The sequence below is a fragment of the Iodobacter fluviatilis genome (assembly GCF_004194535.1).
Taxonomy (GTDB): domain Bacteria; phylum Pseudomonadota; class Gammaproteobacteria; order Burkholderiales; family Chitinibacteraceae; genus Iodobacter; species Iodobacter fluviatilis_A.
Genome location: NZ_CP025781.1, coordinates 4,319,795 through 4,335,124, shown reverse-complemented (window position 1 = coordinate 4,335,124; position 15,330 = coordinate 4,319,795). Strand labels below are relative to the sequence as shown.

General features: G+C 49.1%; 12 protein-coding genes. 7 read left to right on the top strand and 5 right to left on the bottom strand.

The features are described from left to right. A complete protein-coding gene (locus C1H71_RS19245; RefSeq protein ID WP_262488336.1) occupies positions 1–1,041 on the bottom strand; it encodes an efflux RND transporter periplasmic adaptor subunit in 1,041 nt (346 codons plus the stop codon). 517 nt (positions 1,042–1,558) lie between these two features. On the opposite strand from C1H71_RS19245, the gene C1H71_RS19240 reads away from it, so the two are divergent. The 6 genes from C1H71_RS19240 (at position 1,559) to C1H71_RS19220 (ending at position 10,333) form a co-directional block, all read left to right on the top strand. Then, the gene (locus C1H71_RS19240; protein WP_188053440.1) at positions 1,559–2,158 is read left to right on the top strand and encodes a TetR/AcrR family transcriptional regulator; all 600 of its coding nucleotides are present in this window, start codon (positions 1,559–1,561) and stop codon (positions 2,156–2,158) included. Between the two features lie 245 nt (positions 2,159–2,403). Beyond that, complete coding sequence (locus tag C1H71_RS19235; protein WP_223145936.1) at positions 2,404–3,375, top strand: efflux RND transporter periplasmic adaptor subunit; 972 nt, start codon at positions 2,404–2,406, stop codon at positions 3,373–3,375. After that, positions 3,318–3,593 carry an efflux RND transporter periplasmic adaptor subunit gene (locus C1H71_RS21160; RefSeq protein ID WP_223145935.1) on the top strand — a complete coding sequence of 92 codons (276 nt, stop codon included), beginning with the start codon at positions 3,318–3,320 and terminating at the stop codon, positions 3,591–3,593. The genes C1H71_RS19235 and C1H71_RS21160 overlap by 58 nt, the downstream gene beginning before the upstream one ends. 46 nt (positions 3,594–3,639) lie before the next feature. Next, on the top strand, positions 3,640–6,777 hold the full coding sequence (locus C1H71_RS19230) for an efflux RND transporter permease subunit (protein ID WP_130108010.1): 3,138 nt from the start codon (positions 3,640–3,642) through the stop codon (positions 6,775–6,777). Between the two features lie 74 nt (positions 6,778–6,851). Next, positions 6,852–8,201: an efflux transporter outer membrane subunit gene (locus C1H71_RS19225; protein ID WP_130108009.1), complete on the top strand. Its 1,350-nt coding sequence runs from the start codon at positions 6,852–6,854 to the stop codon at positions 8,199–8,201. 197 nt (positions 8,202–8,398) lie between these two features. Continuing rightward, a complete protein-coding gene (locus tag C1H71_RS19220; protein ID WP_130108008.1) occupies positions 8,399–10,333 on the top strand; it encodes a DUF5666 domain-containing protein in 1,935 nt (644 codons plus the stop codon). 192 nt (positions 10,334–10,525) lie between these two features. Here the strand turns inward: C1H71_RS19220 and C1H71_RS19215 are convergent, their stop codons facing one another. Together C1H71_RS19215 and C1H71_RS19210 are read right to left on the bottom strand one after the other, a co-directional pair. After that, positions 10,526–11,089 carry a GNAT family N-acetyltransferase gene (locus C1H71_RS19215; protein ID WP_130108007.1) on the bottom strand — a complete coding sequence of 188 codons (564 nt, stop codon included), beginning with the start codon at positions 11,087–11,089 and terminating at the stop codon, positions 10,526–10,528. 74 nt (positions 11,090–11,163) lie between these two features. Then, positions 11,164–12,465, bottom strand: a complete 1,302-nt coding sequence (locus tag C1H71_RS19210; RefSeq protein WP_223146094.1) for a tryptophan--tRNA ligase — start codon at positions 12,463–12,465, stop codon at positions 11,164–11,166. A gap of 225 nt (positions 12,466–12,690) precedes the next feature. On the opposite strand from C1H71_RS19210, the gene C1H71_RS19205 reads away from it, so the two are divergent. Next, a complete protein-coding gene (locus tag C1H71_RS19205; RefSeq protein ID WP_130108005.1) occupies positions 12,691–13,254 on the top strand; it encodes a hypothetical protein in 564 nt (187 codons plus the stop codon). A gap of 287 nt (positions 13,255–13,541) precedes the next feature. Here C1H71_RS19205 and C1H71_RS19200 read toward each other — a convergent pair whose 3' ends face one another. Both C1H71_RS19200 and C1H71_RS19195 read right to left on the bottom strand, forming a co-directional pair. Next, a complete protein-coding gene (locus tag C1H71_RS19200) occupies positions 13,542–14,489 on the bottom strand; it encodes an alpha/beta hydrolase (protein ID WP_130108004.1) in 948 nt (315 codons plus the stop codon). 51 nt (positions 14,490–14,540) lie between these two features. Then, entirely contained in the window at positions 14,541–15,317 is a 777-nt protein-coding gene (locus C1H71_RS19195; protein ID WP_130108003.1) for a 3-hydroxybutyrate dehydrogenase, read from the bottom strand. Between the last annotated feature and the right edge of the window lie 13 nt (positions 15,318–15,330).

Genomic DNA, 15,330 nt, shown 5'->3' with positions numbered 1-15,330 from the left:
TTATTCCTTTTGTGCAGCAGGGGTGCTGGCTGGGCTTGGGTTAACCACAGAGCCTGGCTTGGCTTTCATCAGCCCATCCACAATCACTTTCTGCCCTACTTTTAGGCCGGATTCAATAATCACCTTACCATCAATCACCGAGCCCAGTTTAACGGGGATAGGTACCACTTTATTGCCTTCACCCAGCGTCATCACAATATGGTCGGCTTGCGATTGCACTATTGCACGTTCAGGCACTAAGAGGGCGTTTTTGCGTTTGCCAAGCTCCAGAGTGACGCGAACAAATTGCCCAGGCAGTAAATCACCCTTAGGGTTTTTGAAAATAGCACGCGCGCGAATCGTGCCGGTTTTAGGGTCTACACGGTTATCAGAGAAGTTAATTAAGCCGGTTTGCGCGTAGTTGCTGCCATCGGCCAGTTTGATTTTGGCTTTAAAGCTTTCGTTTAAGGTGACTTGGCCGCTGCGTGTGGCGGCTTCTAGCTCTTGGCGATCTTGCTCGGAGTAAGAAAAATTAACATAGAGCGGATCAAGCTGAGAAATAGTCGTAAGGCGGCCAGAATCACCGGTGGCAGAAATTAAGCTGCCTTCTGATTGCACTAACTTACTGGTGGTGCCAGAGAAAGGTGCTGTTACTTTGGTGTAACCCAAATTAAGTTCTGCTTGCTTTACACTGGCTTGTGCCGTTTGCGTGCTAGCAAGGGCTGAGGCGTAGGCAGATAAAGCGTCGTCGTAATCCTTGCGGCTTACTGCGTTTTCTTTAAATAAAGGCTCAATTCGATCGCGATCGGCACGGGCTTTTTCTAATTTTGATGCTTCTTGCGAAAGTTGGCCTTTGGCTTGATCTAGCGTGGCTTTATAAGGCTCCGGATCAATTTCAAAAAGTACTTGCCCCGCTTTTACTTGCGCGCCTTCTACGTAGGTTCTTTTTAATAAGATGCCATTCACGCGGGAGCGAACCTCAATGTCACGGTAGCCAGCAGTTTCGCCCACCATCTCTTTATTAAGAGCAACATCCGTGGCTTTTATTTCAATGAAACTCACAGGGGCCGGCGGTGGTGCGCTTGGGCCCTTTTTTTGCTCACAAGCACTCAATAGGATGAGTACGGCAAGGGTGCTCAGGTGAAAATTTTTTGGTAACAACCTAGTACCCTTTTTCATTAGGTGATCTCCAGCTATAGGGGTTGAAGTCTTGAATGTTTATATATGATGCTGCAAAAAAAACATAGCAAACAGCTCTCAGGTTAATGCTGTTTGCATTACTTAAAAGTGTGGCCTGTCAGGGTATAAGGGTTTAATTGGGAGAGCTAGTGCATATTCATTTGAAAAAATCACACTATTATCTTGTTAGTTTAAACGTTTAAAGATAATTGTTGTGATTTATGCCGATTGCTTAATGAAATGTGTTTTTTATGAGCAAAATAAAGCGGAATACGCACTTATTTTTTCTGCAGGCCTTGGTATTGCTCAGTAGTAAAACTAAGGCGCGTTTTTTTACGCAAATATGTTCACTTTGGCTTTTTTATAGATTAGACTGTCCAGTCCAAGTTGAGGGATGATAATGGTTACAAGTAAGATTGAGCCGCTGAATGCAGGTGTCGATCCTGTCCTAGAAGCCGCAAAACTTGTTTTTTGCGAAATGGGTTATCGAGCCAGTATAGATAAGGTAGCTCAACGCGCTGGCGTAGCAAGGCAGACGATTTATAATCGCTTTGGTAGTAAGCAAGCTTTGTTTGAGCTGACGATCGAGCTGTGTATCGCTGAAATGTTGGCTCCTCTGGCGGTGGATGAGGGCACAGTGCGGGAGCGCTTAATGCGCTTTTCTTTGTCATTTAGAGCGCGGAGTCTGGATCCTGAAGGCATTAGTGCGCACCGTGTACTGACCTCTGAAGCACCACGTTTTCCTGATTTGGCACGTCGGCACTTTGAGCTTTGTATTGAGCGCACCGCCAAGCAATTAGCGCTGACTTTGGAAATGGCGATGCAAGAAGGCGGCTTAATTCAAGCCGATGCCTTTGAAGCTGCGGCTTACCTATTAGATACCCTCAGTGGTTACGATCGTTTGAAAATGTTTTTTGGCGGCGAGCCACCTGATCCCGCTGGTGAAGAGGCCAAGGTTGAGCGTCTTGTAGACCGTTTTTTGCGTGCCTATCGCCCATGATCGTGGCGGTATTGTGAAGGTTTGTGAGCATCACAATGCATTAAGGGCGCAGCAAGCCGCGCTCCTATATTTGTTTTGCTGCTGTTGTTTTGTGCCGCTAAACGTTTGTATTAATGCCGCAAGCTAAGTATCAGATTGTTAGTTTTAAAAGTCAGCCAAGCGTTCATACACGCTTTGGCAGATCGCCATGTGGGTCGTCAATTTATTGGCGCAAATATTTTAATTAAGCGGATTAAGGATTAGCAATGCTTCCTTCACTCAAAAAAAGTGTGATTTTAGTTTTGGGCGCAGCAAGCCTATTAGCGGCTTGCGGTAAAAGTGGGCCAGAAAGCGCTGCGGGTGGCGCTGGTGGAATGCCGCCACCTGAAGTCACCGTGGTAATGGCTCAGGCGGGTAGTGCGGCATTAACGCGTGATTTAAGCGGCCGTATCACGGCAGTACGTACTGCCGAAGTGCGCGCTCGCGTGGATGGTATTTTAGAAAAACGCCTGTTTAATGAGGGCGGTGAAGTGAAAGCGGGCCAATCTTTATTTAAGATTGATTCGCGGGTGCTAGAAGCCAATGCCGCCACGGCTAAAGCTGCACTGGCTAAAGCAAAGGCCAGCGTTTCGATTGCCAAGCAAACGGCTGATCGCTATCGCCAGTTGGTGGATGAGCAGGGTGTAAGCCGTCAAGAATTTGATCAAGCCGAAGCACAGCTCAAGCAAGCTGAAGCCGAAATGGCCGCAGCTGAGGCAGAAGTGCGCCGCAGCAGTGTGGATCTAGAATACGCCAGCGTACAAGCGCCTATCAGTGGCCGTATTAGCCGCGCTCTGGTTTCAGAAGGTGCGCTGCTGAATAAGGGGACGGCAACGCCATTGGCAACGATTGAGCAAATCGATTCGGTGTATGTGGATTTCAATCAGTCTGGTGCAGATTTGCTGCGTTTAAAGCAAATGACAAAAGCGGGTAAGTTAAAGCAAGCCACTTTACCCGTTGATCTCTTACTTGAAGATGGCACGGCCTATGCGCACGCGGGCAAGTTGCTGTTTGCTGAGCAAACCATAGATCCAACCACGGGTACGGTGACTTTACGCGCTGAATTCCCTAACCCAGATCATCTCTTGCTGCCTGGCATGTTTGCCACGGTAAGGGTTGCGCAGGGGCGATGGATGCCACGGTGCGTGTGCCACAACAAGCGATTGTTTCATCGCCACAAGGCCAGTTTGTTTACGTAGTGGGCAGCGACAATAAAGTCGCCCCTGCACCAGTGAAAACCGGCGGATTCTCAGGCAAAGATTGGATCATCTTGAGCGGCTTAAAAGGCGGCGAACGTGTGATGATCGATGGCATCCAAAAAGTACGCCCTGGCGCGGTAGTGAGTCCGGTGGATGCGGCTGCGGCTAAATCTGCACCAGCATCTGCACCTGCTACTTCTGCCCCTGCAAAAAAATAGATGTTGCTGATGATGCACAGGCATCACTAGCGCATTAGGAGAGTTTATGTTTGCTCGATTTTTTATCGATCGCCCCGTCTTTGCTTGGGTGATCGCCATTATTATTGTTTTGGCAGGTTTGCTGGCTTTTAAAAGCTTGCCTATCTCTCAATATCCCGAAGTGGCTCCGCCCGCTTTAACGATTAACGCCACTTATCCCGGCGCAAGTGCGCAGGTGATGGAGGAAACGGTTACTGCGCTGATTGAGCAGGAAATGAACGGTTTGGAGAACATGCAGTACATGAGCTCCAACAGTGATAGCGCCGGCAATATGGCGATTACGCTGACGTTTAAGCCGGGTACAGATTTAGATATCGCCTCGGTCGAAGCGCAAAACCGGGTAAAACGGGTTGAAGCACGTTTGCCTAGCGAAGTACGCCAACAAGGCGTGCAGGTGGTTAAATCACGTAGCAACTATCTGATGTTTGTGACGCTCTTGTCGCCAGATGGTAGCTACGACAATGTGGCGCTGGGTAGTTATGTTAATTCCAGCGTAATCGATTCCATTCGCCGTGTGCCGGGTGTGGGCGAGGCGATGTTGTTCGGCTCTGAATACGCCATGCGTATCTGGCTGGATCCGGCTAAGTTGGCTGGTTTTAAACTGTCTGCGGCTGAAGCGTTGGCTGCCGTGCGCGCGCAAAACGTGCAACTGGCGACGGGGGAAATCGGCCAGTTGCCAGCGCCTGCGGGCCAGCAATTTACTGCAACAGTGGTGACGCAAGGCCGCTACTTAACGGTTGAGCAGTTTGGCAATATCGTGCTGCGCGATGGCAAAAACGGCTCGCAGTTACGTTTAAAAGATGTGGCCAAGGTTGAGCTGGGCGCATCCGATTACAGCGTGTTGGCGCGTTTAAATGGTAAGAGCATTGCGGCGATCGGGATTAAGCTCTCCCCTGATGGCAATGCGCTCGAAACAGCCAAGGCAGTAAAAGCCAAGCTAGACGAGTTGTCTAAGTTCTTCCCTAAGGGCATTGCCGTTGAAGTGCCTTACGATACTTCTAAGTTTGTCGATGTATCGATCAAGGAAGTATTGACCACGTTAGTTGAGGCGATTGGCTTGGTGTTTATTGTGATGTACCTGTTCTTGGGTAATATCCGCGCCACGCTGATTCCAACCATTGTGGTGCCGATTGCGCTGTTGGGTGCTTTGGTTGGCTTACAGCTATTTGGTTACTCCATCAATGTGCTGACTATGTTTGCTATGGTGCTGGCGATTGGTATCTTGGTTGACGATGCCATTGTGGTGATCGAAAACGTCGAACGGATTATGTCTGAAGAGGGCCTTGCGCCGCGCGAAGCCACGCAAAAAGCGATGGGGCAGATTATTGGCCCGATTATCGCTATTACCCTGGTGCTGACCGCCGTGTTTGTGCCGATGGCGTTTTTTTCTGGTGCGGTAGGGGCGATTTACCGCCAGTTCTCAGTCACCTTGGTGCTGACGATGTTCTTCTCGGCGCTGATGGCTTTAACCTTAACGCCTGCGCTGTGCGCCACCTTCCTTAAACCTTTGAAAAAAGGCGAGCATCATGGCACTAAGGGCTTTTTGGGTTGGTTTAACCGTAAGTTTGCTGCATTAACTTTACGCTATCAGGGCTGGGTGGCCACATGCATTCGTAAGACTGGTTTGTCCTTGCTGTTTTTTGCTTTGATTTTGGCCTCTACCGGCTGGTTGATGTCGCGCTTGCCTACGTCTTTCTTGCCTGATGAAGACCAAGGTTACTTTATTAGCGTGGTGCAATTGCCTGCAGGCGCGACGCGTGAGCGTACGCTGGAAATCGTTGAGCAGGTTGAAGCACACTTTGTGAAGCAGCCAGAAGTAGATCGCGTGATTGCAATTGTCGGTTTTAGCTTCTTTGGCCGAGGCCAAAATGCGGCACTGGCGTTTGTTACCTTAAAAGACTGGAAAGATCGTCCTAAGCCGGATGATCAGGTTGCGGCGGTGGTGCAACGCGCCAATATGATGTTGTTCCGCATTAAGCAAGCGTTCGCATTTGCAACCAATGTGCCGCCGATTCCTGAATTGGCCTCGGTGGGAGGGTTCGATTTTCGCCTGCAAGATCGTGCCGGTTTAGGCCGTGATCGCCTCTATGAAGCACGCAATATGTTGCTTGGCATGGCTGCACAAAATAAAGCCTTGGCTGGGGTTCGCCCAGATGGTCAAGAACCGGGTCAGCAGCTTTTACTCGATGTAAATAAAGTAAAAGCCAGCCAGCTGGGTATTGATATGACTGAGCTAAACAACACGTTGTCCATCTCACTTGGCTCGGCCTATGTGAATGACTTTGTGCGGGAAGGCCGTATTTTGCGTGTGCTGATGCAGGCTTCGCCAGAAAGCCGCCTTTCGCCTGATGATTTACTCAAGCTACAGCTCAAAACGCGTGCGGGTAATTTAGTGCCGCTATCAGAAATTGCCGTGGCTAAATGGCAGGCTGGCGCTTCTGCGCTTGATCGCTACAACGGCTTGCCTGCGTTTAAGATTTCTGGCGGCCCAGCTCCGGGCAAAAGCTCGGGTGAGGCGATGGATGCCATGGAGGCGATGGCCAAGCAATTGCCCGCAGGTGTGGGCTTTGAATGGTCGGGTACTTCGTTTGAAGAGCGCCTGTCTGGCTCGCAAGCGCCATTCTTGTTTGGCTTGTCGATTCTGATCGTTTTCTTATGCCTTGCAGCGCTGTATGAAAGCTGGTCGATTCCGTTTGCAGTGTTGTGGGTGGTGCCGCTGGGTATCTTTGGTGCGGTGGCCGCCATGACCTTGCGCGGCTTGCCGGACGATGTGTACTTTAAGGTGGGGCTGATCGCCATTATTGGTTTGTCGGCAAAGAACGCGATTCTGATTATTGAATTCGCCCGTGATTTGCAACGCCAAGGTATGAGTGCCGTTGATGCCACGCTGGAAGCCTGCCGCTTACGCTTTCGCCCTATTCTGATGACCTCGTTCGCCTTTATTGCCGGTGTATTGCCGCTGGCGCTAAGTACCGGCGCAGGGGCCGCCAGCCGCCGTGCTATTGGTACTGGGGTGATGGGGGGGATGATTACCGCTACGGTGTTTGCCGTGTTCTTAGTGCCGGTGTTCTTTGTGGTAGTGCGTCGCTTCTTCCCAGAAAAAATCGTGGTACGCACGGATGAAATCGCGGATGACCATCGTTAATTAGATTTGTCAGTATTCGAAGGGTGCTTGATTCGCCCTTCGAACGATGAAGCGAACCCATAGGTAATAAATGTATGAAAAAACAATTCATGTCTAAGACAATGCTGCTTGCGATGAGCTTGGCATTGGGCGCATGCGCCATGGGGCCGGATTACGTCCGCCCTGCGGCGCCTGTGGCCAGTGCCGTAGGTAGCCAGCCGCAAGATCTCAACACGCCAGAGTGGAATAGCTATTTTCTAGACCCTGCGTTAAAGCCGGTGATAGATAAAGCGTTAGCCAATAACCGTGATCTAAAAATTGCCACGGCCAGAATTGAAGAAGCACGCGCGCTGTACGGCATTCAGAAGGCGGATTTGCTGCCATCAGTGAGTGCTAATGGCTCAGGCAACACCAGCCGTAGCAATCCAGATTTAGATATCAGCCGCCGTTATGAAGCTAATTTGGCTTTACTCTCTTATGAGGTGGATTTTTGGGGGCGGGTGCGGCGTTTAAGCGAGGCCGCCAAAGCCAATTACTTAGCCAGCGAAGAAGCACAGCAATCCGTACGCAGCGCGCTGATTGCTGATGTGGCAAATAGTTATTACCTTGCGCAAGCCTTAAATGCGCGCAGCCGCTTAGCCGAGCAAACGGCTGCCGCGCGTCAGGAAAGTGCCCGCGTGGTGAAACGCCGTGTGGATGTTGGCGTGGCTAATCGTTTAGATCTCTTGCAAGCAGAAGCTGCACAAGACAGCGCCTTAAGCGATAAAGCGGCCTTAAGCCGTCAAGCCGTTAACGCGCAAAATGCACTCACCTTGCTAGTGGGTGAAACGGTGATCTTGCCCGCTGTAAACTTAAATGCTGAGGTGTTTGCATTGCCTAGCGGCTTAAGCTCGGCGGTGCTGCTTGATCGCCCTGATGTGCGGGCCGCAGAGCAAAAGTTGGTCGCGGCCAATGCCAATATCGGTGCTGCCCGTGCTGCATTCTTTCCTAAAGTCACCCTAATGGGTAGTGCGGGGGTGATGAGCGATGAATTGAGCGATTTGTTCGCTGGTGGCAACCGCGCTTGGAGCTTTCTACCACAAATCAGCCTGCCGATTTTTGATGGCGGACGCTTAAGTGCAGGGGCAGATGTTGCTGCGGCACGTAAGGTAATAGCCGTGGCGGAATACGAAAAAACCATTCAAATGGCATTTAAAGACGTGGCTGATGTGCTGTCTGATCAAGGATGGTTGGTAGAGCAGCTTGCCGCCCAGCAAAAGCTGGCAGATCGTCAAGGTCAGCGTTTAAAACTTGCCGAAGCGCGTTATGCCTCTGGTTTATCCAGCTATTTAGATGTGCTGGATGCGCAGCGTGAGTTTTACACTGCCAGCCAAGCCCTGATCGAAACCCGCCGCGCCCGCCTTGCGGTATCGGCTCAAGCGTTTAAGGCTTTGGGAGGGCGATAGCTAAAGAAGCCACACCTTACAAACGATAATGATTAAGTGATGTATAGAGGGGCACGGCCTGCCGTGCCCCTCCCTCCAAATAGCATAACTCGCCCGTTTATCGCTAAATCATGAGTAAGTCTTCTTGTCAGCGTTGGAAGCCCACCACAATCCTATAATCACATCAAACTGATGCGAAACTTATGAGGGGGTGGACCGTGGATCAGCGCTTAAAGCTTTGTCTTATTGCAGTTGCCGTTAGTCTTGGTTTGTACGCTTGTGGAGGAGGCAGTAGTAGTTCAACGCCATCTACATCCGCAGCCGTTACGCCGACAAGTATTCCCACCGCAGTGCCAACCCCAGCTCCGAGTGGCGGTGCTTACGCCCAAGGTACGGTAACGGGCTTTGGTAGCGTGATTGTTGATGGTAATACCTTAGACGATAGCAATGCCAGCTTTAAGGTGGAGCAAGATCCTTCCGCCATCAGTACGGGCACCAGCAATGATATCAAGTTGGGCATGAAGGTGGAGTCTGACCAAGGCAGTGATGACAAAATCAAAACGTTGACCGCTTTGCCAGAGGTTTACGGCAAAATTACAGAATTACAGGTGGGTATTGGTTTTAAATTGGCAGGTCAAACTATTCGTGTGTCTACGGATGCCGCAGCGCCCACCGTATTTGAAGGCGCATCGGTGCTGGTTGATTTGCTAGTGGGCGATGTGGTTGAAGTGCATGGTAGCCGAGATGCTGCTGGGGTGATTGTGGCCACGCGTATTGAGCGCAAAGACCCTAGCAGTACCGTGATGGTGCGCGTGGTAGGGGTGGTGAGCCAGCTTGATAATGCGGCTAAAACTCTATCAGTTAGCGGCTTAAAAATTGACTTCACTAACGCAAAATTGCGCCCAGATGGCGTGGTGTTAGAAAACGGGCAGTTAATTGCCGCTTGGAGTGACCAAGCCATTAGTGCCGCCAGCGTCATGAGTGCTAAAGCATTAAAAGTAAAAAAACCGCAAGCCGGTGATGGGCTGAAAATGCAAATTGGCGGCTTAATTGCCAGCTTAGATAGCAAAACACTGAGCTTTAAATTAGGCGAGGTGATCGTCGATGCAAGTAAATCTAAATTTGAAAGCGGCGTAGTGACCGATTTAGCCAATGGTAAACCCGTCCGAGTAGGGGGCGTTTGGCAGACCGATAAACTGGTGGCAGCCAATGTGAAGTTTGTTAAAGACAGCGGGGATGCCAAGGTTGAGCTAAGCGGCTTAGTCACCGATTTTGTTTCCTTAGCTAGTTTTAAGGTACGAGGCGCATTGGTTGATGCAAGCGCGGCCACTTTTGATGGCGGAGCTGCAGATAACTTAGCCAATGGTGTGCTAGTGAAAGTGCAGGGTAGCGTGGCCAACGGCACTGTTTTAGCTAAAACGCTAAAAATCGACACGCCACCCGTTGTAACGACACCACCTAACGCCAGTGCACCCAGCAATGCCAGCCAAACGGCAAGCTTAGGGGTAAGAACGATTACGGGTGAAGTGAAAGATCTGGATGCTAAAACCGGTAAATTTACTTTGAGCGGCATAAAGCTGACGCTGCAAATCAATGATAAAACCGAATACGGCACACAAGGCTCGGATGTGGTTGCCAGTAAGGTTGATTTTGTAAATGGCAGCAAGGTGTTGGTGCGTGGTGAGATGCTGGCTGATGTGCTGATCGTTAAGGAAGTGAAGCTTGCGCCTAAAATTGCACCACCGATTAAGTTAGCGGGTGTATTAAGTGGCGTAACGGCAACGCAGTTCAAGCTCAATGGCGTTATTGTGTTGTGGAGTGCAACTACGCCTATAGATGGTGGGGCGTTAGGCAGCGTGGCGAATGGCGTGGCGGTTGAAGTGACTGCCCTGAAGAGCGGCGATAAAATAAGCGCTCAAAAAATAGAGGTAAAAGGACGAGCCACCACCGCGAATGTTTTAGAGATAAAAGGCCCAATTAGTGACTTAGTGTCGGCCAGTGATTTTAAAGTGGCAGGGCAAAAAGTGAATGCCAGCAAAGCCGAAATCAAAAGCGGCAAAACGGCAAATGTAGGAAATGGCCGTCTAGTTATGGTAAAAGGCACGCTTACAAATGGCGTATTAATTGCTACGCAGATTTCATTTGAAGATTAACTCGCCTTAACTGCAATAAACAACGCCCCAAAAGCTGAACCTATGTTTATGCTTTTGGGGCGTTTTGTTTTGTATCTTAGGGCTCCTAATTCAACACTGTGCGCAAGCAGGCCCCTACTACGATATTTCAGGGTTTTTACGGCAAGAAGGTGGTTTTTATGCGTTACTGGACTTCAGCATTGCAAAGCAAAATTAACTAACGAGGAGTTGATAAAGCAAAGCATCTACATTGCCGTACTCTGCTCCAGCGTTAAATTCTTTGATGAACATCGCGCCGGCTTTTTCTGCAGATCGGCGTGATGCAATATTGTTGGCTTCCATTGAAATGTCGAGCCACTTAAGATCAAGCTGATGCGCAATGGGTAGTAATTGGCGTATTGCTAGACTGGCGTAGCCCGCGCTACGTTTCCATGGCACGACTGCGTAGCCGATGTGCCCTAAGCAATAAGCGGGGAGCTCTGAGGTGCCAAGTTGCCAGCGAAGATTGATTTCCCCTGCATATTCCCCGTCAGAGATCCAGTACCGACAGGAAGGCAGGCGGGGGACTGCTGTTCCATCCTCTAGTACAACCGGCCTACCTTTACCTTCAGGGTTAGATAGAGAGGTTAAAAAAGCAGCAGGATTACGCAAAATACTATCTAGAAGTTGCCTTGCCCCTGTAGGCGCAGAGTCATTGCTTGGCGTCCAGTTACGCTCAAGAGCAGCTATATAACTAGGTAAGAGTGCTTCGTTGGGGGTGACGAGTTTTACAGTCATGTGTAACTCAGGTGGCCATCAATTTACGGTTTACCCCGCGCTGTAGCGGGGTAAACCACCAAGCAAAACGTACTTTAATCAGCCAACAAAACCATTAATGCATCAGCAACATCGCTTAAAGCAACACCTTCGCCTAGGGCGATCGGCGTGTTGCTTTCTAGTGCTGCCACGCCTTCGTTCTTAAGTTTTGCAATCCATAAGCCGGCTTCACGGCCTTGGCTAAAGCCTTGGCTTTGTAATAAAACACGGCCATCGCTGGCGCTAAAGTTAAAGTAAAACAGCCCATCGTCTAAGCGGAACTGCTTAAACAAGGGCAATGCCGCTTTCTTTTCAGTCTTGGCGGCAGGTGCGGCCAGGGCTTGCATCGGGCGCAGTCCAAGGGACTCACGTACTTTTTTCAGTAAAGGTGCTGCGGTGGCGCGCGCTTTTGCGGCCCCTGTTTGTAGTAGCGCTTCAATTTGCTCTGGGTGCGCGATAAGCGCTTCATAGCGCTTGCGCATTGGGGCAATATCGCGTTCGAGTAAATCTAAAAGACGTTTTTTTGCATCGCCCCAGCCAAGGCCTGCACGTAATTCAGTTTTAAATTGGGCGGTCTCTTCGCTGCTGGCAAACGCCTCAAAGAGGGTGACTAAGTGCGAATTATCAGGGTCTTTTGGCTCGCCAGGTAGCAAGCTATTGGTCACAATTTTAGCAATGGCGTCTTTAAGCGCCTTTGCTCCACCTTCAAACAGAGGAATGGTATTGTCGTAGCTTTTGCTCATTTTGCGGCCATCTAGGCCGGGTAGAGTAGCAACGTGCTCTTCGATATGCGCTTCAGGCAGGACAAATAAATCGCTGCCTTGGCCAAATAGGTGATTAAAGCGCGCTGCTACATCGCGGGTCATTTCAATATGCTGAATTTGGTCGCGCCCTACCGGTACTTTATGTGGGTTAAATAGCAGGATATCTGCAGCCATTAAAATTGGGTAGCAAAACAGGCCCATGGTAATGCCTGCGTCAGCATCTTCGCCCGCTGCCTCGTTGATGTCCGTGCTAGCTTTGTAAGCGTGGGCGCGGTTCATCTGGCCTTTAGCCGTTACGCAAGTCAGTAGCCAATTCAGTTCAGTCACTTCAGGCACATCGCTTTGGCGATAAAAAGTAACGCGTTCTGGATCAAGCCCCGCAGCCAGCCAAGTAGCGGCAATCTCTAGGCGCGAGCGCTCGATTCTAGCCGGATCATCGCATTTGATAAGGGCGTGGTAATCCGCCATAAAAAAGAAGCAATCGCTATCTGGGCTTTGGCTGGCGACAATGGCTGGGCGAATCGCCCCTACATAATTGCCAAGATGGGGTGTACCCGAGGTGGTAATGCCGGTAAGAACACGCAAACTCATCACTTTTTCCTGTCGATTCAAGCTATGGCTGCAAGTCTAGCAGGCGGGCGGGTTTCGTGTAAGTAAATTGCACAAAGCGAAATCAAATTTGCTGCGCCAGAATTAATCTCTGTGGTAAATGGGGTGGTTTATTTGGACATGATTATGGTATTAATGTTGTTTGGCTAATATGTATCAATAAAAAGGTCTATATTGGTTTTTTTAGATCTTTCCAATAAAGGAATTGAAATGCGTAATAAACTATTTAGCACGCTGTTAATTACTTCAGGTTTGTTAATTGGGCAAGCTGCTTTGGCTGGCGAGATCGCAGATGATGAGGTGTTGGTTGGCGTTTCTGAACAATCAGTCCTAGAGGCTAAAGTGGATGCGATTGATATTGATCAGCGCACAATTCAATTAAGCTTGCCAGATGGTCAGGTACTGAAGTTTGAGCACGTCAGTCCAAAAATCACTCACTTTGACCAAGTTAAGGTTAACGACAAAGTGGGGATTGCCTCTGCTAAATCCACTGCTTTAGTTTTACAAAAGGGCGGTGCAGGGATTCGTAGAATGGTTGAGGCTCAGGGCAAGGATGTTACTGTGGATGGCGCTGGTATTTTAAAAACCCGCACTGTTTATAACGACATCTTGAGCGTGAATCTTAATGCCGGTAATATCAGCATTAAAAATCTAGAAGGCGCAGTTATTACTATTCCTGTTGAAAACAAGGCGCTGCTCATGAAAGCATCGGCCGGTGATCAACTATTAATCGTTAATCGTGCCAAATTAATTGTTTGGGCCAAATCAGTATGATTGATTTGCAATTTAATTGAATTTTTCTATTAACCGCTAACAGTGCATCGTTAGCGGTTTTTTTATGCGCTTAAACCGAGAAGTCCAATGCTTAAATGAAATATTGGGCTTCTTGTATATATGCCTAGCAGGCTGTCGGACTTAAGACTGATCTACTGCAGAAAAGCCGGATTTGGCGATATTTCACGCATTTTCTCGTTGAATAGCCAGCTATTCGCCTCAAAACCCGCGAAATCTGTTTCAAACCGGTCTTTCCCTCGCTACGATCGCTTAAGTCCGACAGGCTGCTAGATAGATTTATTTAGATTAAGCCAAGCCCCAATGCTTTGATAGGTTCGCTGACACTCTTCTTTGACTAGGTTTTCTAAATTGAGAAACGTATGGGGTAAATCACTGAAGTGTAAATGATCGGTGGCAACGCCCACTTTTTTAAGCTTAGCCAAATAATCAATCCCCTCATCTCTTAGCGGGCAAAATTCGGCGCTGATGACTAAGGTGGGTGGGAGTTTGTTGCTAAATTCTGCAAAGAGCGGGGATGCTGTTTTTCTGTCTTCTTGATGTTGGAAATAATGATTAAAGTACCAAGTCACTTTTTTTGTGCTTAACAAGTTGCCCACGCCGTTTTCAACTACAGAAGCCGAACTCAGAGTGTAATCAAGGCTTGGGTAAATCAGTACTTGAGCATGCAAGGGAGTATTGGGCTCAAATTGTAATTTGTTAGCCACGGTAGCAGAAAGCGCCCCGCCTGCGGAATCACCACCAATAGAAAGCTGGGGCAGGTAGTTTAGCTTTCTATCGTCTAATACGTGCCATATATTCTTAACTACATGATAAGCATCTTCTACGGCGGCAGGATAAGGGCACTCTGGGGCTAGGCGGTAGTCCACAGAAATAACAATATGCTTGGCGGCCTGAGCAATTTTGCGGCATATCGCATCGTAAACGGTAATGCTGCCTGCCATATGCCCGCCACCATGAAAATAGACCAAGACCGGCAGCGCATGATCAGGGCTAGGGTGATAAATACGCACCGGCACTGGGTAGCCCGTGGATTTAACCAGATCGTCTTGCACCCAAGCTATTTTAGGAATGTCAGTTACAAAAACAGCCGTTAAATAGGCCAGCCCCTCGCGAATATTGGTGCAAGTTGGCTTATAACCATTGGCCTCTAATACGGCCATTTGTTGGTTAAACTGGTTAAGCCAAGGTGTAATTTTAGGGCTGAGTTGTCGCATGTTGTTTTCCGTTATTTAAAATTAATTGTATTTTGCTGGGTGATCGGTGGTTTATTGCGCAATCCAGCCGCCATCAATATTCCATGCGGCTCCGCGTACTTCTTGGGCGGCATCACTGCATAAAAACAGCAGAAGCGCGCCAATTTGCTCTGGTGTAACAAAAACCCCAGAAGGTTGTTTTTCTAGTAAAAGCTGTGCCTGGGCTTCGATATGGCTGATGCCTTGTTGTTTGGCCTTGGCTTCAATTTGTTGCTCAACTAAAGGTGTTAACACCCAGCCGGGGCAGATTGCATTGCAAGTCACCCCCGTTTGGGCAAGCTCTAAAGCCACAGATTTGGTTAGCCCTATCATGCCATGCTTGGCCGCCACATAAGCGGATTTACTGGCAGAGGCCACCAAACCATGCACAGAAACAATATTGATGATTCGCCCCCAGTTTTGTTGACGCATAGCGGGCACAACCAGGCGGCTGGTATGAAACCCTGCAGACAAATTAAGCGCAAGAATGCTGTTCCAGCGCTCAATAGAAAAATCTTCAATATTGGCTAAATGCTGAATCCCTGCGTTATTTACCAAGATATCAACGCCGCCAAATTCATGATTGGCATAATTAATTAACTCGCTAATTTGCTCGGGGTAGCGTAAATCTGCGCCATGGTAACGAACCTTGCCCCCAGCTTGTTCAACGTGCTGGCGTGCGGCTAGCACATCACCAAAACCATTTAACACAATATTTGCACCGGCATCAGCCAAAGCGCGGGCAATGCCTAGGCCAATACCGCTGGTAGAGCCAGTAATCAGTGCTGTTTTACCAAGCAAAACGTGCATGTTTAACTCCTGA